This window comes from Arthrobacter ginkgonis, assembly GCF_039540195.1.
Classification (GTDB): Bacteria; Actinomycetota; Actinomycetes; order Actinomycetales; family Micrococcaceae; genus Zafaria; species Zafaria ginkgonis.
This window is the reverse complement of sequence record NZ_BAABEO010000001.1, coordinates 36,771-62,388: the sequence shown is the minus strand read 5'-3', so window position 1 is coordinate 62,388 and position 25,618 is coordinate 36,771. Positions and strand designations below refer to the sequence as shown.

At 69.2% G+C, this 25,618-nt stretch carries 16 protein-coding genes; 9 read left to right on the top strand and 7 right to left on the bottom strand.

Annotation, left to right across the window (positions count from 1 at the left end):
* Positions 1–20 precede the first annotated feature (20 nt).
* The 5 genes from ABD912_RS00245 (at position 21) to ABD912_RS00225 (ending at position 4,448) form a co-directional block, all read left to right on the top strand.
* Entirely contained in the window at positions 21–377 is a 357-nt protein-coding gene (locus ABD912_RS00245; RefSeq protein ID WP_345147592.1) for a protocatechuate 3,4-dioxygenase, read from the top strand.
* Complete coding sequence (locus ABD912_RS00240) at positions 370–1,251, top strand: class III extradiol dioxygenase subunit beta (RefSeq protein ID WP_345147591.1); 882 nt, start codon at positions 370–372, stop codon at positions 1,249–1,251. The genes ABD912_RS00245 and ABD912_RS00240 overlap by 8 nt, the downstream gene beginning before the upstream one ends.
* Before the next feature lie 100 nt (positions 1,252–1,351).
* Entirely contained in the window at positions 1,352–2,164 is an 813-nt protein-coding gene (locus ABD912_RS00235; protein WP_345147589.1) for an SDR family NAD(P)-dependent oxidoreductase, read from the top strand.
* A gap of 95 nt (positions 2,165–2,259) precedes the next feature.
* A complete protein-coding gene (locus tag ABD912_RS00230; RefSeq protein WP_345147587.1) occupies positions 2,260–3,780 on the top strand; it encodes a sensor histidine kinase in 1,521 nt (506 codons plus the stop codon).
* Positions 3,780–4,448: a response regulator transcription factor gene (locus ABD912_RS00225; RefSeq protein ID WP_345147585.1), complete on the top strand. Its 669-nt coding sequence runs from the start codon at positions 3,780–3,782 to the stop codon at positions 4,446–4,448. Before ABD912_RS00230 ends, ABD912_RS00225 begins: the two co-directional genes overlap by 1 nt.
* Positions 4,449–4,492: 44 nt before the next feature.
* On the opposite strand, the gene ABD912_RS00220 is transcribed toward ABD912_RS00225, so the two are convergent.
* From ABD912_RS00220 to ABD912_RS00190, 7 genes are all read right to left on the bottom strand, one after another.
* The gene (locus tag ABD912_RS00220; RefSeq protein ID WP_345147584.1) at positions 4,493–5,836 is read right to left on the bottom strand and encodes a GntP family permease; all 1,344 of its coding nucleotides are present in this window, start codon (positions 5,834–5,836) and stop codon (positions 4,493–4,495) included.
* A gap of 330 nt (positions 5,837–6,166) precedes the next feature.
* Positions 6,167–6,880, bottom strand: a complete 714-nt coding sequence (locus tag ABD912_RS00215) for a hypothetical protein (RefSeq protein WP_345147582.1) — start codon at positions 6,878–6,880, stop codon at positions 6,167–6,169.
* A gap of 165 nt (positions 6,881–7,045) precedes the next feature.
* Complete coding sequence (locus ABD912_RS00210; RefSeq protein WP_345147580.1) at positions 7,046–7,324, bottom strand: hypothetical protein; 279 nt, start codon at positions 7,322–7,324, stop codon at positions 7,046–7,048.
* 126 nt (positions 7,325–7,450) lie between these two features.
* Positions 7,451–8,254 (bottom strand): hypothetical protein, encoded by an 804-nt coding sequence (locus tag ABD912_RS00205; protein ID WP_345147579.1) that lies wholly within the window; start codon positions 8,252–8,254, stop codon positions 7,451–7,453.
* Between the two features lie 18 nt (positions 8,255–8,272).
* Positions 8,273–8,614, bottom strand: coding sequence for a hypothetical protein (locus ABD912_RS00200; protein WP_345147577.1), 342 nt, complete (start codon positions 8,612–8,614; stop codon positions 8,273–8,275).
* On the bottom strand, positions 8,599–14,247 hold the full coding sequence (locus ABD912_RS00195) for a DUF6531 domain-containing protein (protein ID WP_345147576.1): 5,649 nt from the start codon (positions 14,245–14,247) through the stop codon (positions 8,599–8,601). Before ABD912_RS00195 ends, ABD912_RS00200 begins: the two co-directional genes overlap by 16 nt.
* 130 nt (positions 14,248–14,377) lie before the next feature.
* Entirely contained in the window at positions 14,378–14,659 is a 282-nt protein-coding gene (locus ABD912_RS00190; RefSeq protein WP_345147574.1) for a pyrophosphorylase, read from the bottom strand.
* Between the two features lie 231 nt (positions 14,660–14,890).
* Here ABD912_RS00190 and ABD912_RS00185 point away from each other — a divergent pair, with 231 nt between their 5' ends.
* The 4 genes from ABD912_RS00185 (at position 14,891) to ABD912_RS00170 (ending at position 25,580) form a co-directional block, all read left to right on the top strand.
* Positions 14,891–17,749 carry a hypothetical protein gene (locus tag ABD912_RS00185; RefSeq protein ID WP_345147573.1) on the top strand — a complete coding sequence of 953 codons (2,859 nt, stop codon included), beginning with the start codon at positions 14,891–14,893 and terminating at the stop codon, positions 17,747–17,749.
* On the top strand, positions 17,746–19,089 hold the full coding sequence (locus tag ABD912_RS00180; RefSeq protein ID WP_345147572.1) for a type 1 periplasmic-binding domain-containing protein: 1,344 nt from the start codon (positions 17,746–17,748) through the stop codon (positions 19,087–19,089). The genes ABD912_RS00185 and ABD912_RS00180 overlap by 4 nt, the downstream gene beginning before the upstream one ends.
* Positions 19,090–19,131: 42 nt before the next feature.
* The gene (locus ABD912_RS00175) at positions 19,132–23,490 is read left to right on the top strand and encodes an FtsK/SpoIIIE domain-containing protein (protein ID WP_345147571.1); all 4,359 of its coding nucleotides are present in this window, start codon (positions 19,132–19,134) and stop codon (positions 23,488–23,490) included.
* Between the two features lie 107 nt (positions 23,491–23,597).
* Positions 23,598–25,580, top strand: a complete 1,983-nt coding sequence (locus ABD912_RS00170; RefSeq protein WP_345147570.1) for a serine/threonine-protein kinase — start codon at positions 23,598–23,600, stop codon at positions 25,578–25,580.
* Positions 25,581–25,618: the final 38 nt, after the last annotated feature.

Sequence of the window (25,618 nt, the reverse complement as noted above, 5' to 3'; positions counted from 1 at the left end):
TGCCGAGAAATGGAGTACTGATGCCATCGTCGACGCCGGAGGTGCCAGGGACGTACGTCTTCGACGTTGCCCAGAGCAACCGCGGATATGCACTGAACCGCCTGTGCGGTTCGTTGAAGGACGCGGCCAACCGCGAGCGCTTCAGCGCGGATGAGGCCGCCTATTGCGAGGCATACGGCTTGTCCCCGGAGCAGCGGGAGGCCATTCTCCAGCGCGACTGGACGCGCATGCTGGATCTGGGCGGATCCATCTTCTACGTCTTCAAGCTGGCCGTGCTGGACAAGAAGTCCATGCAGGACCTCGGAGGAATATTTACCGGCATGACGACCGAGGAATTCGTCAAGGCCCTGAACGCAGGAGGACGCAGCTTTGGCTGAATTGATCTGGGGTCTGGCGACCTCCCACGTGCCGTCCATCGGCGCCGCCATGGACAACCACAAGACGGAGGATCCGTACTGGAAGCCGCTGTTCGACGGCTACGGGCCGGCCCGGGAATGGATGGCCGAACACACCCCGGATGTGGCGATCGTCGTCTACAACGACCATGCCAATGCCATCGAGCTCAGCATGACCCCGATGTTCGCCATCGGGACGGCGGACGCGTACAAGGTTGCCGATGAAGGATGGGGCAGCCGCAATGTTCCCCCGGTGGTGGGCGCCCCCGAACTGTCCGAGCACATCCTGGTCAGCCTGGTGGACGAGGGCTTCGACATGACGGTTTGCCAGGAACTGGAGGTCGACCACGGGCTCACCGTTCCGCTCTCGGTCTACTGCCCGGAGCCCGGCGATGCCTGGCCGTGTGCGGTGGTGCCGATCCTGGTCAACGTGATCCAGTACCCCCAGCCCACCGCCGCACGGTGCCTGGCCCTGGGCGAGGCGCTGGGACGGGCCATCCGATCGTTCCCGAAGGACCTCAAGGTTGCCGTCTTCGGGACCGGGGGCATGTCGCATCAGCTGGCCGGTGCCCGCGCCGGCCTGATCAACGAGAAGTTCGACAGGATGTTCCTGGACAAGATCGAGACCGATCCCGCGGCCCTGGCGGCCCTGTCCCGGGAGGACTACATCCGGGAAGCCGGGTCCGAAGGCATCGAACTCATCATGTGGCTGGTCATGCGCGGAGCCCTGGGGCCGGGGATCCGCCGGGTCCACGAGACCTACCATGTGCCGGCGTCGAACACGGCCGCCGCCCTGGCCCTGTTCGAGAACCTGCCCGCCGAGGCCGGCCAGCCATCCGGCGCATCCCCCCGGTAGGGACCGCCCCACCAACGGCACCACGGATGCGGCTCCGGGCCGGCCTTCTCCATCGGCCGGCCCGGAGCCGCATGCTCGCAGCAAAGGAAGGACCCGACCCATGGAACGTGCCGGACTGGAACGTGCCGGACACGACGGCGGCACGGCCGCTGATACCGCGGCCCCGGCAGGCACGGGACGGCTGGCCGGCACCGTAACGGTGGTGACAGGGGCCGCCGGCGGGCTGGGCCGCGCCGTCGCCGAGCGCCTTGCGGCCGAAGGCAGCGCCGTGGCCGCGCTGGATATCAAGGCGCCGTGGTGGTCCGGGCCGGTCCCGCCGGAGGGGATCACGGCCTGGCACTGCGACGTGACCCGGCCGGAGGAGATTCGCGACGTCGTGGGCAAGGTCGCGGAGGCCTTCGGCGGGATCGATATCCTGGTCAACGCCGCCGGCCTGCTGAGCGGACGGGCGAGCCTGCTCGAGGCCACGCCCGAAGACCTCCACCGCTACTTCGCCGTCAATGCCGCCGGCGCGCTGTCCATGGTGCAGGCCTGCCATCCGTACCTGAAGGCCAGCCCGTACCGCGGCCGGATCATCAACGTGGCCTCCAGGACTTTCTTCACCGGCAGCCCGGGCCAGCTGGCGTATGTCGCCAGCAAGGGCGCACTGATCGGCATGACCAGGGTGATGGCCCGCGAACTGGGGCCGGACCGCATCACCGCCAATGCGGTGATGCCCGCCCAGATCGCCACCCCGGGGACCCTCGCCCACTCCTCCGACGACGTCTTTGCCGCCACCATGGCACAGCAGGCCATCCAGGAATTCGTCACCCCCGGACATTTCGCGGGCCTGGTGGCCTACCTGGCCTCGCCGGACGGGGCCCTGGTGACAGGCCAATCCCTGGTGTGCGACGGCGGCGGGCTCCTGCACTGATGGGGCGCCCACGTGCGGGAACCGCGGACCGCGTAATCTCTGAGAGGACGCCGCATCTGCTCGGGCGTGCATTCACCGGTCCGGAAGGAGGAGCCATGATGGGCGCAGCAGGCTCTCCGGAAGCCGAATGGTGGGAACTGGCCCCGGTGGGACTCGCGCGTGTGGATACCACCGGGCGGGTAACGCAGATCAACCAGGCGGGGGCAACCCTGCTCGATCTCGACGGGGACGCCCTGGCTACCCTGGATGGACTGTTCGACGTAGACGAGGCACCGCATGATGCCGCGGGACTCGAGGCGGAACGGCTGGCGTCCTGGCCGGTGGCCCGGTCCGAATCCCGTGAATTGGCGTACCGCGTGCACGGCTACCGGCACGGCTACGTGGTGTCCTTCCGGGACGTGACCATGCGCCGCCAGCAGGAACGCAGGGCAGCCGCCGTGGCCCGCACCGCGGCCCGGGTGGCCTCGGAACGCTCGCTGGCCACCACCCTCAACGCCATGGCCAGCGAAGTGCTGCGGGCCAACGGCCTGGCGGGGGTCCAGATCCTGGCCACCGAGCAGCCCGAGGGGCCGCTGCACGTGATCGGTTCGGCAGGGTTTCCCCCCTCCGACAGCTTCTTTGCCCTGCTGATGGAGTGCCAGCGGCGCGGCGCCACCTTGGGGATGCTCGATGCCCTACGGACCGGAAGGCCCGTGGTGATCCACCACCGCTACGAAGCAGTGATGGCGGATCCGGCGTGGGAGCCGCTCCACGAACTTCTGCGCTCGCCCCGCTGGGACGCGTTTGCCTCGGTGCCGATCCTGGTGCGGGAACGGGCGGTCGGCATCCTCAACGTGTTCTTTGCCCCGGAGCAGAAGGTCGACCACGGGATGATGGAATTCCTGGCCACCATGGCCGACCAGGCGGCCCTGGCCATCGACTACGCCGAACTGCTTGAACGGGAACGCTACGTTGCCCGCCGGGCCGAGCGGCAGCGGCTCGCCCGGGACCTGCATGACTCGGTGGTGCAGCAGGTCTTTTCGATGGGCATGCAGACGCAGGCGCTCAAGGTGCTCGCCGAACGCAGCCCGGGGCCGCAGGCGGAGTCATTCGCGGCCGTCGCGGCCGAACTCGAGGAAATCACGCAGTCGACGCTGCAGGACCTGCGCAGTCTGGTGAACCAGCTCCAGCCGTCGCCGGTCACGGAAAAGGGCCTCGGCGCGGCCCTGCAGACACTGGCGGAGAACACCCGGCGCCGGACCGGAATCGACGTCGGGCTCGCCGTCTCGGACGCCGCGGATGAATTGCGCACCCACCTGCTCGAGGACGTCTATTTCATCGTTGCCGAGGCGGTGCACAACGCGGTCAAGCACTCAGGAGCCGGCTCGATCCGGGTCGATATCGACGGCGGCGGCACCGCCGCCTTGGAGGTCTCGGTCCGTGATGACGGTTCCGGCTGCCCGCCGGGGCCGCCGGACACGGCACCGGGGAGATCCAGCGGACACGGGCTGGCTTCGATGCGCGAGCGCGCCGAGCAATGGGGCGGACAGCTCTCGGTCGACTGGGAACAGGCCGCCGGCACCACTGTCCGCGCGCGCTTCCCGCTGCCGGCAAACAGTCTGGACAAGGAGAACTGATGACCGATCCGGTGCCGACCCTGAAGGTGCTCATTGTTGACGACCACGCGGTGGTCCGCCGGGGCATCAAGGCGTATTTCGAGGTCCTGGAGGACATCGAGGCCGTGGGCGAAGCCAGCGACGGGCAAGAGGCGCTGGAAAAGCTAGCGGACATGTCGGCCCACGGGGAACTGCCCGACGTCGTCCTCCTTGACCTGATGATGCCCCGGCTCGACGGCGTCTCCGCGACGGCGGAAATTACCAGCCGCTACCCCGACGTCAAGGTGGTGGTGCTGACCAGCTTTGGGGAAACCGAGCGCCTGCACACGGTGCTTGAGCACGGAGCCTCCGGCTACCTGCTCAAGGACGCCGGCCCGACGGAGGTGGCCAGCGCCCTCCGCGCCGCCTCGCGCGATGAGGTCTTCATCGATACGGCGGTGGCCAAGCACCTGACCCGGGCCAGGCTGTCCCCGCCCACCGGCATCTCCTCCCTGACCCAGCGCGAACGCACCGTGCTGGCGCTGGTGGGGCAGGGCAGGTCCAACCAGGAGATCGCCAGCGAACTGCGGATCAGCGAACGTACCGCACGCACGCACGTGAGCAACGTGCTGGGCAAACTCAACCTCCGCTCCCGCACCCAGGCCGCCCTGGCCGCCGTCCGCGAGGGGCTGCTCCCCCCGGGCAGCTGACCCGCCACTGGCCAGGTCCGGCTCGTTCGGGTGCGCAAGCCGCCCTACGCGATGAGCGCCGCTGCCATGACCAGCGGCAAGGAGACCACCGAGGCGATGGAGGTGACCATCGTCAGGGTCTTGAAGGTCCCCTGGGTCGAGAGTCCGAGCAGCGCCTTGAACATCCAGAAGAAGTTGCTGTTGACCTGAAGGGCGAACATCGCCCCCGAGGCGATGGCGAGGCCGATGACGAGCGGGGAGACGCTGATCGACGCGAGGACCGGGCCGATGATCCCGGCGGCCGTGATGGCTGCCACCGACACCGACCCGATCGCCAGGTGCAGCACCGCGGCGATGAACCAGGCGAGCAGGATGCTGAGGATGACCGGCGCCGCCGCGTCGGCGGAGAAAAGGCCGGCCAGGATCTCGTCGAGCCCGGTCTCGCCAATGACGGCGCCCAGGGAACCGCCGATGCCGGTGATGAGCAGGATCTCGCCGGTGGTGTGGAAGCCCTCGCCCATGGCCGTGTTCGTTCCCTTCAGGCCCAGGGTGCCCCGGCACAGCAGGTAGGCACCGAGCAGGCCGACGAAGAGCGCGAAGTTGGCGTCGCCGAGGAAGGCGATGAAGTCGTTGGAGAACTGGAACAGCTCGGCGAAGGCACCGAACGCGATCATCACCAGCGGCACGAGGATGGGCAGCAGGCAGACGAACAGCGGGGGCGTCCGGGTGTCCTCCGTGACCAGCTCGGTGGTCTCCAGTTCGATCAGCGCCGGATCCGTCACTTCGTCCCTGTCTGGCTTCCAGTAGTTGCCGCGCAGGAGCAGCCGGAAGATCAACGTCGTCACGAGCGCGGTCACCGGCCCGATCAGGAAGCCGTAGATCAGCCACATGCCCAGCGGGATGTGCAGCAGGCCCGCGATGGAGACCGCGGCCAGTCCCGGGATCACGAAGACGTAGCCGGCGAAGATCCCGGTCCCGAGCGCCCCGGCCATATGCGGCAAGCCGGTCCTGCCGATCAAGGGCCCGGTGGCACGCACCACCGGAGAACCCAACACCACCTGAACGTCCACGTAGATCGAAGGGAAGATCGTCGACATCGCAGCCGCCAACGCGTACGGGAGCCGGCGCGCGCCGACGCCCTTGACGAGTGCCGTCACCATCTTCCGGAAGGCGCCCATCGCATGGAGCATTGCCCCGATGAGCACTCCGAAGCCGATGAGCAGGCCGACCTCGCCCATGATCTCGCCGAAACCGGCGGCGATCGCCACGATCGTCGCCGTGAAACCCACACCGGTTGCCAGGCCGAGGTAGAGCGAGCCGATGATCAGCGAGATCACCGGGTCGACCTTGAACCTGATGATGAGCAGGATGATGAGGACGATGGCTATCACGGTGTGAAGGACGACCATGGCCTGCTCCATCCGGTAGGGGAAGCGGCGAGGTTACCCGGCACCGCCTCCACGTCGATCCCACGCTCTGGTACTGATCGGGCTCCGCCGTGCGACTGTCGACGCCGAGGTTGCCGTTGATACCAAGTACAAACACCCTGCGGTGTTCCCGCAATAGCGGACACCGGGTTCTCGGAGGCGACCTCGTTGACCTGCCTCAGTTGAACTGGCCAGCGGGTAGTGCCAAGGCTCGGCGCTGACTCCTGGAAAACCTCCGCGTGGCAGTGGCGGTGCTCCCGCGACACGTCCAGCACGGTGCAATAGGCAAGGGCCGAGGCAGGTCCAGAGGAGCTAGCCGAACTTCAGATCCAACACCTGTTCGCCAGATGTCCATTTCAGCCCTGGATCAGGGCCCCTGTAGTGGAAAAAGCCCTGCAAGGCCGCCTGTGCAGTTTCAAGGTCGACCACAACCCCGCTGGGGGCATAAGCAGGGCCTGAGGGTATGCGGATCTCGGTTTCGTCCCCTCCTTCGACTGAACCAAGTATCCGCCAGTCGCTCTCCTCCTGGAGTTTTGCGGCGCAGTGCACGATGAAACCCATCACCGGATTTCCTATCGCTTCAAACAATCCTCCGTTGCGCTCAACACGGAAGCGCCCCGACTTGGCGCTGTCCCAAGATGAGAGTTCAGCCAGCGACACTGCCCTTGCACTCTCTGTCCGTGGTTCCTCAGCACCGTTGATTACCCACACGTCACGCGAAATACGTGGCCTGCTCTCGAGTAGTCCCTGGCGAACAACATTACCCACCATCACCCCAATGGCGTTGGCCGGTATCAATACCGGCCATAGCTTGGACCAGGGGCCAGAGAGCTGAGAAAGAAGAGCGCACTCCCCCACGACAAGGACGATGAAAACGACCGCCACCAAATTTTCACGAACCAGACCCCGGACTAAACCGCCCCCCGCAAGACCGAGAAGAAGCAAGGCGACGATCTCCACACCATTCGAACCGTTACGCAGTGACAAAGCAGAGAAGAAAATTCCTGTCGCGAAAACCAGTGCCATGGCTAGGAGAGTCCAAGTCCCTCGCAGAAAGCGAATAAATTGCGACGAATCCTGCGTATCTCTCATATCTTCAATCACCTGTAACTAGAATTTTTGCGCAATCAAATTCGCCCGAACCGAAGCACCAATAGCTGCCGGACGTGGAACCGGTCCGTGGCCGTCGCCCTAAATGTTGTTCAAATCAGCGACGACAGCTCCGGAAGGATACCCAACCCACTCCGATTGGCCGTTGCTGAAGAGTTCCGTGGCCCGATCGATGCACATGTAGGCATCCGAACGCGCGGAATCCTTCTCCGGAAGGAGCGCATCCAGCAATTCTTTCAAGTCCACCCTGCGTTCCTGTCCCGAGGCATCAACAAGCACGAATGACCACCGGTGCGCCAGTCCGAAGAGCCCTGACCGCTTGTACTCGACCGCTCGGAAGAACGTCTTCTGATATGCCACGCGAATTACTTCAAATTCCAAGAAGGTTGCGGATCCTGCCTGTAGCGGTGGCCGGGTGCACGACGTCGGCGAACATCCTCATGCGCGGACATCGCGTGCCGCCCGGCTCGTCCAGGAAGCATTCGACTAGAAGATTGTGAGGCGCGTGCCCAGAGCCTCATTGCCCGTCAGCCACTCAGGGCCAGACGGCGTAGATTCCGGGGTCTTGAAAAAGTCGGAAAGCGCAGCCTCGGCAGAGGGGAGATCGTGAACCACGCGCGAAGGCATCGAACCCTTCAGGTCCCCCATCGGAACCTCCACGGAGTTGTCCGCGGCCTGGTCGGTTCGCACCAACGCCGCCCACGACGCCTCCTTGGAAACGTCGGGATTGCGGTGGCACACCAGCCCCGTTCCCGCACTGCCGGCCACCTCGAAACGCGCTGATCCATGCTCGACGTACACGTGCGCACTTGCGTTCCCGTCCAGGGCCCGCAGCGCGGCACTGGCCACCTTCCGGGCCTCCGCCACGGACGCGAATTCCTGACCGTCCACTTCCCATGCAGCTTCTGCGCCTTTTGCAGCGCGTGCAGCGCTTGCCGTCGGTTTCGTCGCGGCGAGCCTCCATGCCGCGCCCAGGTTGGTTCCGGCGACGAAGGCTCCGATCCAGGCGATACCCGCAGAACCGACCGTGTCCGCATTCATAAAGAGGACCACGCAAACTGCCAGCGCCCCGAATAGACACAGCAGCGACACCCACGCGTGACGCGATCCGAAGCGGAAGAGCCAAATCCCCAGCGCGGTACCGGCGGCCAGGGCCGCGAACGCCTGCCATGGCGCCTCGAGCCGTCCGAAGAGGACGAAGGCAAGCGTCGCGCATAAGAGGACGACGCCAAAAACAAAGTAGCTCATCCCGGACTCGCGCTTGCGGGACCGCCTATTTTTCGTGTTCATCGTTCCTGAAATTTTCCGTCAGACAATGAAGTACGACCAGGGCGGCACACCATTCCTTGCAAATCGTCGAACAGCCCGGATGGTTTCAAGATATGCGTCGGTTCGCTCAATATCCGGAGACCCGTCAGGATGGGCGAAATAAAGGTCCGGGATTCGGCCTGGCCCATTGTCGAGCGAATGAAGGATATTGCGGCAGACCTCAAGTTGTTGCTTCCGGTTCAACCCTTCCTGCAATTCACCCGCGCATTTACGGAACCATGCTGCAGACACGTCTTTTTCAAGCTCGTCCAGATACCCGGACAACTTCAGCAGCAGTGCGACACCCTCATCCAGACTAATGCTTCTCAATTTAGTTCCCATTTATCGATTATGACGCCGTGCTTATAAGACTCAGGGATGAGAACCTGCGGCGTCCCGCCGGGGTATACAGTCCCATCAAGCCCGATCTGGCGCCGTACGGTACCGCTGTACATTGTTGTCCCCTCGGGGAAACTTGCCGTATACCCCATGCTCAGCGGGCTGTATCCAGTGATCTCACCGTTCTTGTTGTACCACTCAGGGAGAATCGCCTTGTCATTCCGCGCCTGGAGAACGGACGTTGGAGCATCGGCCGACCAGAAACTGCCAAAATCCTTTTGGAATCCGGAATCCCCCGCGCGCGACAGAATGCTATCCTCGTGCGAATACCCGGAGCGGTAGAGTCCATACTTGAACGTCTTCATGTCAGCAATTCCGAGCCATTGGGGTTTGTATCCAGTGATTCCCCCGGTGGCTCCACCGATGACGGCTCCCGTACCCGTCGCTTGGATGAATCCACCGGGTGTATGCGGCCCCGGCGACATCGCGTAGCTCGCACCGCCGCTGGCCCCACCCTCAACGGCACCTCCAGCTGCTGCGGTAGCTGCACGAGCCGCCAGACCGGATCCGGACCTCGCCGCGATCATCGCACCCGTACCGGCACCCAGACCGCCGGCGAGGGCGCCGACGGCGGTGTCAACTCCGACTTGGCCCCAATCGACTGAGCCGTTCCCGGCCTTTTGGGTCGCGACAGAGACACCACCGGAAACCAAGGCACCAGCGCCCATCATCAAGGCCAGCCCCGCAGGGCCGCCCACGCCGGTGCACATGAGCGCGATGCCGGCGACGATCGCAGCCCCAGCGACGAGGTATTCCCAGTTGTCTCCGACCCAGTTCCCGGCGGCCGCGAGGGCGCCCCCGGCGGAACCGTCGTAGGCCTTCAGTTCGCCGTCGGTGAGGGGACGCAGGCCCGTGGGGTCCGTGGCGTTCAGCGGGTTGTTGCCGGCGTAGGAATAGGGATTGCCGTCCCAGCCCGCGCCCAGGACCGGGGCGAGTGGGTCGGTGGAGAGGAAGCCGCGGGCGGCGGGATCATAGGCGCGCGCCCCGAGCCATTCCAGGCCCGCGATGTCGACGCCGCCGCTGCCCGTCAAACGGATCCCGGCGGGCAGCACTCCGACCGACCCCGAAACGGCACCTGCCGTTCCGCCGGGAGCGGGAAGGGCGGGGGTGCCGATGACGGCCCAGGGGTCGGTTTGGTCGGTGGGCCGGGCGGCGCGCCAGCCCGGCGCCGTCCACACGTCTCCAACACCGGTGACACCGCCGGGCAGGGAAAGGACCTGCCCGCCGCTGATGCCGGCCAGGGCGGGGATGGGGTTGGCGGTGTCCCACCACACCTCCGCGCCGTCGATGCCGGCGAGCTCGCCCAGGGCGTCCACCCACAGTCCGTGCCGGGAGGTGCCGGCGCCGTCGGCGGTGCGTTCGGTGGTGCCGCTGAGGTGTCCGGTCGGGCCCCAGGCGTACTCGGTCCAGGACCCGTCGGGGCCGATGAGCCGGACACGGCGGCCCAACGCGTCATGGACGTACTCCGTCCGGGACCCGTCGGCGTCGGTGACCGCGAGAAGCTGCCCGGCAGCGTCGTACTCGTACTCCCGCGAACCGGCCGGGGTGCTTTCGCGCACCAGGCGTCCGCCGGCGTCGTACTCCCATTCCGATCCGGCAGGGGGTCCGGCAACTTCCGGCCCTTCGCTCCGGGCCGTGGTGGCGGCCGAGACCATTTGCCCGGCCCCGTCATACCCGTACCGGGTCACGGCACCGGAGCGGGTCAGGCCCGTGATCCGGCCATCGTCGTCCCGGCCAATCATGGTGACCTCGGCCCCGCCCGGAACAGCGCGGTTAACGCGGCTGTGTTCGGACAGGTGCCCGTTGCGGTAGGTCCATTCCTGGACCAGGTCCCCGGCGGTGGCCGAGGTGATCCGCCCCGAGGCATCGTGGGTGAACACGGCCTCACCCAGCAGGGGATTGCCGACCCCGGTGACCCGGCCCGCGGCGTCGCGGGTGTACGCGGTGGTGGTTCCGTTGGCGTCGGTGAAGGCGGTGCGGTGTCCGTCGGCGTCGTACTCCCAGGACAGGCCAAGGCCTGCGCGGGTGCGGGAGGTCAGCAGCCCGCGCCGGTCGAAGCCCAGCTCGTGCTCCACCGCCAGCCCGTCCGGGCCGGTGTGATCGGTGATGATCACGCGGCGGCGGGCCACGTCACGTTCGACGGCGGCGAGCAGCTGCCCGTCGAACGACGTGGAGGATTGCCGGCCGGCCTGGTCGTAGGTCCAGGTGGTGGTGTGCCCGTCCGGGTCGGTCCGGGACAGCAGGCGTCCGGCCGGATCGTAGGTGGCGGTGCTCACCCGTCCGAGCGGGTCGGTCACCGACTCCACCTGGTCCGTTTCGGTGTAGGTGCGTGTGGTCACCCCGCCCATGGGGTCGGTGATGCGGACCAGGCGCCCGCGGACGTCGTACTCGAACCGGGTGCGCCCTCCCACGCCGTTGACGGTCTCTGTCAGTTCCCCGGCGAGGTTGTATTTGAACCGGCGGGTGCCGTACCAGGAATCCTGGGAGAAGGTCAGCCGCCCTGCCTTGTCGTAGCCGTACCGGGACACGCCTTTGCCGGGGGCGCGGTGCAGCACGAGCCGCCCGCACGCGTCGTAGCCAAACGTCTCGACCTCACCGGTGGGCAGCGTCCGCGCGATGACGCGCTGGTCGGCGTCGTAGGCCAGTTCGACGACGGCGCCGAGCGGGTCCGTGGTCCGCCAGGGCCTCCCGCACGCGTCGTACTCGTACCGGGTGAGCGCACCCGTGGGCGAGGTGACCGAGGTGATCCTGCCGGCCACGTCCCGGCCCAGGACCGTCAGGCCGCCCTCGGCGTCGACGAGCTCCACCGGGTTTCCCGCCGCGTCGTAGGACACAAGTTCGGCGGAACCGTCCGCCCCCTGCACCCGGGTGGGGCGCCCGTACTCATCGAAGCTGTACGTCGAGGACGCGAACGCCTCCGTCAGGGTGGACGTGCCGGACCGGCGGTCCGAAGCGGCCTCCGTGCGGACCCCGGTGGGGTCGATGACCGCGGTCAGGGTCCCGACCTTGTCATACTCCCGCACCCAGTCGTGGCCCGCGGGGTCCGTGATGCCGACCAGCCGGGAGAGCGTGTCGTGGGCGAAGCACCACCGGGCACCGTCCGGCAGCACCGCGGCGGTGACGTTGCCGAGTTCGTCGAAGGATCGCTCGACGCTGCGGCCCAGCGGGTCGACGGTTCGGACGAGTTCGCCGTTGGCGGCGTATTCCACTTCGGTCCGGCCGCCGTCCGGGGCGATGAACGCCGTGGTCCGCCCCGCGGAATCGTGCTCGAAGGCCCAGACGGCGCCGTCCGGGTCCTCACGCCGCACCAGCAGCCCGGCGGCATCGTAGCTGAAGCGGGTCTCGGCCCCGGACGGGCTGATCGCCGCGACGGGGCGGCCCGCGTTGTCCCGGACGATCCGTGTGGCATCGCCTGCGGCGTTCCGGGTGGCGACCAGGTCGCCGAACCCGTCATAGGTGAAGTCGACGGCCACGCCGGCGGGGTCCACGACCCGGGTCAGCAGGCCGTTCCGCCATTGCAGTTCGGTGAGCCCGCCCAGCGGATCCCGGATGGCCGAGGGGTCCCTCGAGACGTCATCGGCGTACTCGTAGGAGACCACCGAGCCGGACTCCGTCACCAGAGTGGTGATGCGGTCCTGCCCGTCCCAGCCGTAGGTCAGGTCAGCACCTTCCGGGGTCACGGTCCGGGTCTTCCGGCCCCGCCCGTCGTAGGCGTGCACCGTGACCGCCCCGTCGCGCTCGGTGAAGGAGACCAGGTTGCCGTGCGCGTCGTAGGCCATCGACTGGCGCAGGTCATGGCTGTCCAGGACGCCGACCAGGCGCCCCTTGGCATCGGCGATCCAGGAGTTGGAGCGGGTGCCGTCCTCGTCGGAGACGACGGTGACGCGGCCGGGCAGATACGCGAACCGGGTCCTGCGCCCGTGTTGGGTCACCTGCAGGACAACCCTGCCGTGTTCGTCGTAGGTGTTCTCCGCCTCGAGGACTCCCGCGGCCGAAACTACGGCTTCGATCAGCCCCTGCTCGTTCCACCGGTAGGTTCGCGCCCCCAGTTCGGTCGCCACGCTGGTGAGCCTGCCGGCGTCGTCGTACCCGTACTCCACCCGGCGCCCGTCGGAGGCCCTGACCACCGCGACCCGGCCGTCCACGTACTCGACGTCGAGGAACCGGCCCCGCACGTGGGCCAGCCGCGCCACCGGAACCGCGCTGCCGCCGTCGGCCCCGTTGTCCCCGTTGGCCCCGTTCTCCCGCAGGACGGACACCGTCCGGCCGGGTCCCGCCCCCGCACCGAGCCACGTCCCGGCAAGGCTGTAGGCCCACCAGGCGCCCTGGTTGTCCCGAACCACCAAAACCTCGGCCGTGCCGTCCGGCAGGGAGCCCAACTCCGCAAGGCCTGCCGCGGTTGCGGGCTCGCGGGTGAGCCAGTAGTTCTCTCCCACGCCGCGGGCCCAACGGTCCCCCTCGCGGGGGAAGTCGACCGCGCGGCCGTCGGCCATGATCCAGCGGACGCCCTCGTCCGAGACCGTCAGGCACTGGTCCAGGACCGAGGCCCACCCCGGGCCAAACACCCCCGGCACCTCCAGGCCCGACGCCAGCGAGTTGTACATCCGCGACAGCACCAGGTTCGAACAGGCCCCGGCGAACCCCAGATCCGTTTCCGGCTCGATGAAGTTGCCGGTGGCCGTGTTCACCGGGTCATTGGCGTACCCGCTGGTGGGCATCGCGCCCGCCGCCGTTGGCGGGTCGATGACCAGGGAGGAGCGGCTGGCGCTGACCCCTGCCGCCGCCAAGGCCTCATTCACGGCCGCGTCGGAGAGGGTGGAGACGTTTCCCTCGCCGCCGGCTGCGGCAAACGCGTCAGCGACGGTCACGGCCCACTTGGCGTCGTTCTCGTTGGCCCGCAGGTACGCCCGGTAGGCGGCGATCACTCCCGAAGCGTCGATCGATCCCCAGTAGCAGCGGGACTCGAACGAGGACAGGTGCCCCTCCAGCGTGCCCGGGGCCGAGGCCAACCCGTCATCCAGGCCGCGGGAGTTCGCCGCGAAGGAGCGCAGGTTGGCCGGCCGGGCCGAGGAGGTCCCTCCCCCGTATCCTCCGCCGGGCGGCGGGGTCTCCCGGGAGCCCGTGTGGGCATGGGCCGGGGCAAAAGCGGGGGCCTTCCCCGGCTGGGCGTTCGGCCGTGCTTCCTCGCCGAACAACCAATCGCCGGCCTGCTCAAAAAAGTTCCGGTCGTTGTGCTCGCGGACCCACTCGTTGTTCCGCTCCCGCCGGGTGTCCTCTTCGTGCCCCTCACTAATCATTTGCCCGACGTAACCGGCCACCGTCCGCAGCGCGGACGCCAGAGCGTCCGCGTCGTTCCTGGCCGTGGCGGCGTTGGCCTGGAAGACCTCGGAGAAGTGCCCTTTGAAGTCCTCCTTCGCCGAGGAAACATGGGAGGTTCGCGAGCCCGCGTGCTCCTCAAGCCGTGAGGCCGCCGACTCGAACGCGGACTTCACCTGCCCGGCCACGGCGTAGTCGAACCGGCCGCCATCGGAGGCATCCGAATGCGGCAACAACGGCATCTCAACGAACTCGGTCACGGCCAAAGCCCCCCATGAAAAAACAGGAACAACAAAGAACAACGCGCAGCTAAAGAACAACGCGCAGCGGCCGGGCAAGGCGCGCTCGTCAGAGCGTCACGCCCACCCGGCCCTCACGCAAAAGGCAGGCTCAGGCGCCGCCACCGGCGGAGAAGATGTCCTGCGAGATCTTCTGAAGCTGTCCGCGCAGCTCCTCCAGCTCGTTCTTGGCCTTGTCCAGCGCGGCCTTGGTCTCCGGCCAGGTGGAGCCGCGGAACTGCGCCGCCAGCGGGCCGTCCCACACGTTCGGATCGGACAGAACCCGGCCCTGGGCATCCAGCGCGGAGATCTGGTCGGTGAACCCGCCGTTGATGATCGACTGGACCTGCGAGATCGCAGCCTTTGCTTGCTCGGTGGACAAAACGCGAGACATAGAAATTCCTTCCCCGAAAAACAACCAATTTACCGCCGGGCACATCGCCCCCGGCGATCACACGGTGCCGAGGCTACCAACGCCCGCTAGTACTTCCAACAAAAAGAAATACGATTATGAGCAATTCCACAATACCTGTCACACCGCGTTACCTGTTAATGCCTGATTAGTCCAGTCGACAGTACAACCCAGTAGCATGCTGAGGGCACCGTGAACGGAAGAGGGACAACCATGCCCAGATTGACCACCCCCCAACAGCACATCTCCGGGCTCCGCAGCGCGCCGGGCCGGGTGCTGGGCGCCCTCTTGGTCACCCTGGGGTTGGTTGCAACGACCTCCTGCGCCCCGGCTGCCAAGCCGGAAGCGGTGTCCGGCCCAGTCAAGCTCCTTCAAAGCGTTCGCGTGGGGCTGTCCCCCGCCGCCGCGGTGGAGACGATCGAAGGCACCACCGTCTCCGTGTCCGCGGCCGGGGACTCCGCCGCACAGGACACGACGTACGATCCCGCCCAGGTCGTGGGCGAACTGCCGGTCCGGCTGAGCCTGCAGTACCGGGCCGGGGAGAAGTCGGGTTCTGACCTGGCCGAACTGCAGGGCCACACCGGGCCCGTCGAGATCAACCTGACGCTGGAGAACCTCACGGTCAGGCCCCAAGCCATCGACTACGACGCCGCCGGGCAGGCCCGTACCGACACCGCCCTCGTCGGCGCTCCACTGACCATCGCCGCGTCCACGAAGCTCACCGGCGTCAGCGCTGACGACATCACCGCGGGCTCCGCGGACGGCGCAACCGGCACCAACGGCGTCCTGAGCAGCACCGAGGACGGCGCCGCGATCGTGCAGTGGGCCACCGTGCTGGCTCCGCCGCGTTCCGGCGCGAGCACCACGCTGCGCCTCGTGGCCGACGTCAAGGATTTCCAGGTCCCCACCATCGACGTCGCGGTACAGCCCGGCCTCAACACCGACCTCAGTGCGGACGGCGTGCTTGCCGGAGCGTTCTCCTCCGGCCCGGACTCCGAAATGGAACTGCAGCGCCGGACCATTTCGCTGGTGACCGACGTCAATACAGTGCTGGCCAAGGCCGGATCCACCATCACCGAAGTTCGGCAGAACCTGCAGGAGACCTCCCAGACCCTGGGCGTGAAGACCGCCGGGGAGTTGCGCGACAACTCCCAGGCCCTGGCCGCCACCATGGCCGGCCTGAAGGACCAGCTGGGGACCCTCGGCGCCGACCTCGAGGCGGCAACGACGACGACGCAGTCCACCACCGCCTCCCAGCTCAAGCAGACCGTCGCCGCCGTCGACTCCATGCTCGGCGACACCACCACCAAGCCCGCCACGGCTCCGATCAAGGGTGAGGGCTGCACCGCCGAGGTTCCCAAATCGGGAACGTCGGCCACCGTCTACTCCAGCGTCCTGACCATGGCTTCGCAGCTTGATGCCTACGCGAAGGTCAGCGCAAGCTGCCGGGACACCGTGGCGGGCGCGATCCAAGCCACCATGGGACCCGAGAACCCCACCGCGGAGGAGTGCGCGGAACAGGGCTCCATGACCTGCTCCCTCTACGGCTCCGCGGTGACGATCACCGGGGCGCTCCTGGGCCTGGTGGAGAAGGGCGACGAGATCGTGACCGGCCTCCAGCCGCAGGTGGTCGAGGGTGCCATCAAGGACCACGACGCCGCGGCCGCCACGCTGGAGCAGGCGCGCACCGACGTCGCCGCAATCCTCGAAGGCGCGGACAACGCCGAGGATTACAAAACGGCCCTCGCCACCCTGGACGCGGCGATGAAATCCGCCCGGGCCTCCGTCACCGCGACCCGCGACGCGGCCGATGCGGTCCGCGGCAGCATCGGCGGCCTGCGGCAGCAGCTGACCGACATCGAAGAGACGGCCCAGGGTGCCAAGGGCGAGTTGGGTGACGGCCAACTGCTGAACCGCTCGATGACGCAGCAAACCCAGCGCCTTGCCGACGAGCTGTGCGAGTTGGCCGACGGCGACGATCCCCGCGACGGCCGGCTGTCCGACCAGGACGCGGAGGAGCTGCGGTCCTACCTGACGTCCACTCCCTGCGCGGCCACGGACGATGACGGCAACCCGGCTCCGGAGCTGAACCCGCCGTTCGGGTTCAAGGACCCCCTGGACGCGCGGCTGCAGGCCCAGGCGGCCGCCTGGGACGAGGTCCTCGCGGCCACCGACACCACCGCCCCGGACCAGGCGATCAGCCAGGCCTTGGCCACCCTGGATCAGGCCATCGATGACATCGACGCCAAGCTGGATGCCATCAAGGACGCCACGAAGGAACTCGACCGCGCCGCAACCGGCAAGGCCACAACCACCAAGGGCGAGATCGTGGCCCTCGACGCCGTCCTCCGCGACGCGAGCGACTCCTCGGGCCGGGTCGGCACGACGCTCGCGAAGCTGAAGGTGCAGCAGGACGGGCTGGGCGAGAAGATCAAGCAGGCCCTCGGCGACGTCTCGGCGGAGACCGCGGCGGAGGTCTACGAGACCGTGGACGGGCAGGTGCGCCAGGTCGCCGAAATCGGCGACGCCGGGTCCGACGCCGTGATCACGGCCTTCAACCGCTCCATCTCCGGCCTGACGTCCACCTCGGACGAAGTGGTGAAGGACGCCACCGGCACCGTGGACAAGCAGCGGGACGAACTGCTCGGACAGAGCGATGCCCTGGCCGCGTCCCTGGACAAGAGCACCCAGTCCTCGCTCGCGACCATCGCCACCAGCACCTCCGGCTCCACCCGTGACGTGGAGGGCGCCAACGCCCTCCTGTCCTCGAGCCTCAGCAAGGTGATGCTTGACCTGGGCGACCGGTCGGTGGACGGATCCGGACTGCTCGGCTCCATGGCCACCAGCGCCGCCAAGGCCGGCACCGCCGATTACCAGCTGGCCCTGGCGTCCCAGAACGCCGAGGGGTACGCCAACATCCGCTCCCGGGACGTGGCCGGGCTGCTGCTGCGCCAGGCCCAGTTCAAGGCCTCCCTCACCGCGGCGGACGAACTGCCGCCGTTCCAGCTGCAGGTGCCGGCCGGTGCGACGTCACAGACCCTGTACACGCTGAAGATCGGCGGTGCCGTATGAGCTCGCGCAATCGGCTCATCGCCCTGATCGGCGCGGGGATTGCCATCGTCGTCGCGGCGGTTACCACCGTGTCGGTGACGCTGACCCGACCCCAGACGGCCCCCCGGCCCGATCCGGTGGCCGCGACGGTTCCCGTGGCGCTGAACGCCCAGGGCCTGCCCCAGGACTTCACGGTGGGCATCGTCCTCACCCTGGGCCAGACCGGCGAGCCCGGCTCCGAGTACAACCGCGCGGCGCAGGGCGCGCGCGTCGCCGCGCAGCGCTTCACCCAGGGTGGCGCCGCCGTCGCCCTTTCGGCCGAGAACGACGGCGGCACGGCGGACGGCGCGCGCGCGGCCGTCCGCAAGCTTGCCGAGCAGGGCGCGTCCGGCATCGTGGTCACGACCACGGGAGCGCAGGCCCGGGCCGCGGCGCAAACCGCGCAGGAGCTCGGCCTCCCGGCGATCCTGCCGTACGCCGAGCCGTCTGAGCCGGCGGACACCACCTGGACCACGGGACCCTCGGGCGCGTCCGTCGAGGCCGCCCTTGAAACCGCGTTGGACGGGAAGGGCCGGGTGCTCCTCGTCAACGACGGTGGCCAGGTCCCCGCCTCAGTCCAGATTGCGAAGACCCTGAATCTCAACGGCTTTGAGGATCTGACGGCCCTGGCCCAGGAGGCCGCCGTCCAAACCGGCGACCAGCTGCGCCAGCCGGCCGAGGACGCTCCCGCGGGCGCCAAGCCCACGCGCGTTGCGAAACCCGCGGACGCCGTGATCGTCTCGGCCGCCACCCCGCAGCGGCTGGCCCGGCTGGTCCAGGCCCTGCAGGCCCGCGACGTCTCCGTTCCCCTGGTCCTTCCGGACGGTGCCGGCTCCCCGGCCTTCGCCTCCACCCTCGCCGACCTGGACGGGACCGCTTCCGGGCAGTTGGTCAGCGTTGCCCCGGCTGAAGGCGATGCCACCGCCCTCCAGCAGGACGCCCAGGGGCGCGGCATGTCCGCCTACCTCTCGGCCGTTCGGCTGGCTGCCGGCGACCCGGACATCACCAACCTGACGGGCGATGCCCCGTTTGCCGCAGACGCGTGGGCCGCGGACTCGCGCAGCCACGACGCCGTCGTCGCCCTGGTGCGGGCCGCCGCGGTGGCCGGAAGCGGGGATCCGTCCGAGGTCGGCGCGACCCTGCGCACCCTGGCCATCGGGCCGGGCGAGGGCGCCGCTGGTCCCGCGCTGGACTTTTCACGCCCCGCCGCGCTGACCGCTCAAGTCCGCCCGGTCTACGCTTCCCCCCAGGACCTGGGCCTGCGCCCGGCGGACGAGGACGCTCCGCGGCTGGTCTGGGTGCCCGCGCCGGCCAGTCCCTGACCACCCCACCCCGCAACATCCCACCCCGGAAGGAGCGCCACGGTGCGCGTGCTGATCGACCTGGACGGGCATCGCCTTGAGTGCGAGGTGGCCCACGCCGCACCGGCCACCACGCTGGCGGACCTGGTGGAGGCCGCCGGCGGGCCCCGCCTTGCGCCCGACGAGGCCGTGTTCGTGGACGAGGCCGAGGTGCGCGGTTCCACCCCGGTCTCCGAGCTGGTCCTTTTGGAGGGCAGCCGCATCTCGCGGGCGCCCTGGCGGACTCCGCAGCGCGTCCACGGCTGGAGCGTGACGCTCGCCGGCGGCGAGCGCGTCGGCGTCGTCATTGAGGTCCCGCAGGGGCGCGAGATGCTCATCGGCCGGTCTCCGCACGCGGACCTCAGCCTTCCCACCGAAAGCGCGTCCTGGAACCATTTCCGCCTGCGCCGCGAGGACGACGGACTGCGGGTGGTCGATGCCGGGTCCACGAACGGCACCCTGGTCAACGGCTACAGGATCGGGGACGACGGCGTCCTGGTCACCGAAACGGCCACGGTCACGGCCGGCGGCACGGTGCTCCTGGTGCGCCCGTCGCTGGAGGAGACGCCCGCCCCGGCCCCCGGCAGCCTCCACAACCTCACCCCGGCGGCAACGGCGCCCTTCAACCGGCCGCCCCGTCCCGGGCGGGCCCCGGCGGGCGACTCCCTGGTCCCGCCGTCCCGCAAGGACGTGCCGCCGGCCAACAAGTTCAGCTACATCACCGTGCTGGCGCCCCTGGTCATGGCCGTGGCGATGGTGCTGATCCTGCGGGATCTGCGCTTCGCGATGTTCGCCATGCTCAGTCCGGTGATGGCGGTGGGCATGTGGTTCGAACAGAAGCGCCGCCACGCCAAGGGCCTCAAGGAAGAGGACGAGCGGTTCAGCGGGGCGCTCGAGGACTTCGAGCAGGAGATCCGCACGGCCGCCGAGGCGGAAACCGCCCGCCGCCACCTGACCATTCCCGACCCCGCGACGGTGGTGCGCCGCCCGGCCCTGCCCGCCACGTCCCTGTGGCAGCGCCGGGCGGACGCTGACGACTTCCTGGCCCTGCATGCCGGCACGGGGGACGTCCCGTGGACGCCGGACGTGGACCGAACCGCGGGCTCACGGCCGGACGAACAGGTGAAGGACTCCCTCGCGGCCGCACGCCTGCAGGCCGCACCCGTGCTCGTGGACCTGACCGACGCCGGAGTGGTGGGTTTGGTGGGATCCCGGGAGGGAGCCCTGGCGCTCGCGCGCTCCCTCCTGGCCCAGGCCGCCGTGCACGTGGGCCCCGCGGACCTGACCGTCGGCGTGTTCTGCGACGCCGGACGCGCGGACGAGTGGGAGTGGGCGTCGTGGCTGCCGCACACCCGCCAGGCCGGCAGCAGCACGGGCCAGCAGTGGATGTCCGCGCACCGCGAGACGAGCCTGGCCATGCTGCGCACGCTCAAGGACTCCGTCCAGGAACTCCCGACTCAGGCGCTCCTGGTGGTCCTGGACTCCGAGGTCCTCACGGAGGGCCGGGACGCCCCGGCGCGCGCGCTGCTCGGCATGGGCCGCTCCCTGCCCGGGGTCCACGTCAACCCGCAGCAGCGCCCTCCCCGCGTGGCGGGCATCGTCATCGCCGCCTCGGAGGAGCAGCTGCCGGCCTCCTGCACCACGATCATCAGGGTGGGCGCGGACGCCGCGGCCACCGTGGACCAGCCGGAGGACCTGACGCGCGTGGAGGACGTCATCCTGGCGGGCCTTGACCGGGACGAGGCCCTGCGTTGCGCCATGCGCCTGGCGCGCTTCGACGATCCGGAGCTGAACGTGGCCGGGGCCTCGCTGCCCTCCCTGGTGCGGCTGCCGGGGCTCCTCGGCTACGAACGCCCGGACGCCAGCACGATCCGGCGTCTGTGGCAGGCCCCCACGGGAATCTCCACACCGATCGGCACGGGGGAAAACGGTCAGCTGACCCTGGACCTGGTCAAGGACGGCCCGCACGGCCTGGTGGGCGGGACCACGGGCTCGGGCAAGTCCGAGTTCCTCCGCTCGCTGGTTGCCGGCCTCGCCGCGCGCAACGATCCGACCCGCCTGAACTTCATCCTGGTGGACTTCAAGGGCGGGGCCGCGTTCAAGGCGTGCGAACGCCTCCCGCACACCATCGGCACCATCTCCAACCTGGACGAGCAGCTGGCCGACCGTGCCCTGCGCGCCCTGGAGGCGGAGATGGAGCGCCGGCAGCGGGTCTTCGCGGAAGCCGGCGAGGGCATCGACAACCTGAACGCCTACCTGGCCACCAACCCGGCCGAGCCCATGCCCCGGCTGCTGCTGGTGATCGACGAGTTCGCCATGCTGGCCAAGGACTTCCCGGACGTGCTCAAGGCGCTGGTCAGCGTCGGCGCGGTGGGCCGGACCCTGGGCGTGCACATGATCCTGGCCACGCAGCGCCCGGCGGGCGTGGTCAGTGACGACATCCTCGCGAACACGAACCTCCGGGTGGCGCTGCGCGTGCAGAGCCGCGAGGACTCCACCAACGTCATCGGCGTGCCCGCCGCCTCGGCGATCGGCCGGGCCCAGATGGGCCGCGCCTTCGTGAAGCTGGGCCAGGACGACATCACTCCCGTGCAGACAGCGCTGGTGACCGGACAGGCGCAGCTTGGCGGCGGCCCCGCCGTCGACGTCCGCGAAGTCCGCCAGTTCGGCATCCCCGTGCCCCCGGCGGCGCCGCCCCGGTCCGCGCTGCCGGACGAGAACGACCTGGACCTGCTCATCGACGCGGTGGTGGCCGCCAACGCCGAGGCCGGGTACGCGCCGCCGCGCCAGGTCTGGCCGGAGGCCCTCGGCGAGCGGGTGGAGTTGGAGGGCTTCCTTCCCGGCTCTATCCCCTCCTACGATGGCGACGGCGACGGCGGCGCCCTGGCCGACCCCTCCCCCACCACCCCGGCACCCCCGCTCCTGCCGACGGTGGGCGGCCTCCGCGGTTCGACCGTCCTGGTGACCCTGGTGGACGAGCCCGATCTGCAACGCCAGTCGGCGGACGGGTGGGACATGTCAACGGGGAACCTGCTGCTTATGGGCGTGGCCGGCTCCGGCACCAGCACCACGCTGGCCTCGATCGCGCTGGCCCTGGCCAAGGACGCCGATCCGGCCGAGCTGGACCTGATGGTCCTGGACCTGGGATCCGGTGAGCTCGAGCCGCTCAAGGCCCTGCCGCACACCGTGGCCTACGTGGGAACCGGCGCCGGCGCCAAGGAGCAGCAGGCCCGCTTCCTGCGGCACCTGAACACCGAGCTGGAGAGCCGCCGCGCCGAGCCGCGGGGACGCCGCCACACCGTGGTGCTGCTGGACGGGCTGGCCTCGCTGCGGGACGAGTTCCAGGATTTCGAGGGGCAGGAACTGCTGGCCCTGCTGTACCGGGCCTACGCTGACGGCCCGGCGCTGGGACTGTCCTTCGCGGTCTCCACCACCCGCGCCAAGGCGGTGCCCTCGGCCATGAACGAGGTCACCCTGCAACGGTGGATCTTCCGGCTGGCGGACACCTACGACTACTCCTCCCTCGGCGTGAAGGGCAAGGCGGTTCCCGCTCCGCTTCCCGGCCGCTGCGTGGATCCGCGCACCTCGCTCCAGATGCACGTGGCCACACCCCACATCGGCCTGGAAGCCGCCGTCGACCGGGTGCGCCAGGACTGGGCGCACGCCCCCGCGAAGACCCCCGCCATCAGGCGCCTGCCCTCGACGGTCACGCTGCCGGAACTGGGCGTTCAGCCGCGGCTGACGGAGGAGCCGTGGCTGATCCCGGTGGGACTGCGGGAGGCCGATCTGGCCCCGGCGTTCCTGGAGGTGTACGAGGGCGAGCACGCGCTGATTTCCGGGCCCTCCCGTTCGGGCAAGTCCACCCTGCTGCTGGCCCTGGCCGCCGCGCTGCGCGGCGCCCCCACCTCCCGCGGACCGGCCCAGGTGTGGGGCATCTGCGACCGCCGCTCGCCGCTGGCCAATGCCGACCTGGCCAATACCGTCCTGGATCGCGTGGCGGTGGGCACGGACGACGTGCCGGCCCTGCTGGCCTCCCTGCGCCTGGAGCGCGGTACGGTGTTCCTGCTCATCGATGACGCCGAGCGCTTCGAGGACACCGACCAGTCCATCGCGGGCGTGGTGGCCTCCGGGCAGCCGGGGTTGTGCATCATCGCCGCGGGGCGGGCCGCGGACCTGCGCGGGCTGTACAGCCACTGGACCAAGACGGTCCGCAAGTCCCGCCTGGGCGTGCTCCTGCAGCCCGACATCAATTACGACGGCGAACTGCTGGGCGTCACGCTCCCGCGCAAGGCGCCCGTGGCGCTGACCGCCGGGCGCGGATACCTCGGCGTGGGCGGCCAGGTGGGGCTGATCCAGTCGATGAGTCCCGAAGGCGGCGCCTGACGGCGGGCGCCCGCGGCGCACGGAGGGGCCGGCGCGCCCGGCCTAAAATGAGCCGGTCCTGAACAAACAGATCGAACAACCAGATCGACATCGTTGGAGAACACGGCATGCACTTGGCACAGACGGGTGAGGCGCTGGGAGCGTCCTACCGCTTCGGCGAGCGGGTGGGTTCCGGCGCCGTCGGCGAGGTCTGGACCGTCACCTCGGCCGATGGCCGGCTGCTTGCCGCCAAGGTCCTGCGCCCGGAGCACGCCGAGGACCCCTCGCTCGTGGAACGGTTCGTTCGCGAACGCTCCGTACTGTTGGGGCTGCAGGATCCCCGTATTGTCCCGGTGCGGGACATGGTGGTGGAGGGCGCGCGGCTGGCGATCGTTATGGACTACGTCGCGGGGGGCTCGCTGCGGGACGCGGTGAAGGACCTCGGTCCCCTGCCTCCCGCGGCAGCGCTCACCGCCGCCGCCGAAGTCTTCGACGCCCTGGCCTTCGCCCATTCACGCGGGGTGACGCACCGCGACGTCAAGCCGGACAACGTGCTCCTGGCCCGCCCCTTCTCCGAGTGCGGCCCGGGCGACGTGCTGGTTTCCGATTTCGGGATCTCCGACGTGGTGGGCGAGAAGGTCCGCCAGACCACCGGCCTGGTCGGCACCCCGCAGTACATGCCGCCCGAGCTCATCAGCCAGGGCCGGTCCGGCCCGGAAGGCGACGTGTACTCCGCGGGCGTCCTGCTCTACGAGCTCCTCGCCGGACGGACTCCCTTCGCCGGGCCGGGGACCGACTTCACTGTCGCCTACCGCCATGTCTCCTCGCGCCCACCCAGGATTCCGGTGGAGGACGCCGTCTGGGACGTCCTTGAGGCGCTGCTTTCCAAGGATCCCGCCCTGCGGCCAACCGCCCGCGAGGCCGCGTCCACACTCCGGCGCCTCGCGCCCGGCCTGGCAGGCAGTGCCCCACTGGCGCGAGCCGAGGCGCCCGCGGATTTCGACGCCGTCGAACGCCCCGCCACCGTGGTCCGCGGCGGCCTGACGGAGGAGGAGCTTTCAGCCCTCACCGTCCTCTCGCCGGCCGACGGTGGCGCGGTTCCCGAACTCGGGGAGGCCGGCAGCGCCACCATCGTCCGTCCGCTCCCCCGCCGCGACGTGCCGGCCCGGGCGGAGGCCCGGTCCGAGGAGAAGGACGCCACCCCGTTTTGGCGCACCCGCAAGGCGCTGCTCCTGGCCGGCGCCGCGGCCGCCCTGCTGGTCGCGATGGTGGTTGGCTTCGTGGTCCTCGCCCCTGCGGACCGGCGGACGGGCCCGACGGCGGGTGCCGGCGGGCAGGTGTCCGCGCAGCTGCAGGATCCGGCCCTTCCCACCGGCCTGACGGTCTCCCGCACCGCCTCCTACGAGCCGTCCTCGGGCCAGACGCGCCTGTCGGTGACCTACGCGGCGCAGAAGGCGCCGTTGTCCGGTGACTTCCTGGAAGTGATTCCCGGCCTGGCGGAGGGGGACGCGTGCCCGGCGGCCACGTGGGAGGACGCGTCGGCGAGCCGGAACCAGGCCTCGATCACCGGCCTTGACGTCGAGTGCGGCTGGAAGCTCTCCGGGGTGCAGGTCCCGGCGGGAGGGTCCGTGCAGGTGACGGCCAAGGTGTCGGTGCAGCCCGCGGACCAGCAGGCGCTCGATGCGTGGCTGCGCGCCGGATCCCAGGCCACCGCGGCGGCGCTGCAGGACCCGGCCACGAAGGGCACCGCCTATCCGGTCCAGCGCCTCCAGGGCGTTGAGGTGCGCACGCCGGCGCGGGTGGTAACGCCCAGCCCGCTGAAGATCACCCTGGTCCCGGTGTGGGCCGGCGGCGCGGACGAGCTGAACCCGCTCTACGTCAGCCCCGCGTCGGGAAAGCCCTCGCAGATGCTCACCGCGGTGACCGGCGGCGAGGAGGGCCTGCGCTTCTCCGACGGCTGCGGCGGCGCCCTGGCGGTGGACAGTTCCGGGCTGACGGTAACGGCCCTCCAGATCACCCCCCAATGCACCCTGCGCGCCAGCGTCGGAAACTTCACGGACCTGCAGTCCCCGAGCTTCAGCATCACGTCGCGGGAGAACTCTGACGACTAACGTCGCTCAGGGACGTGAAATGGTGCGTAGGAGACCGT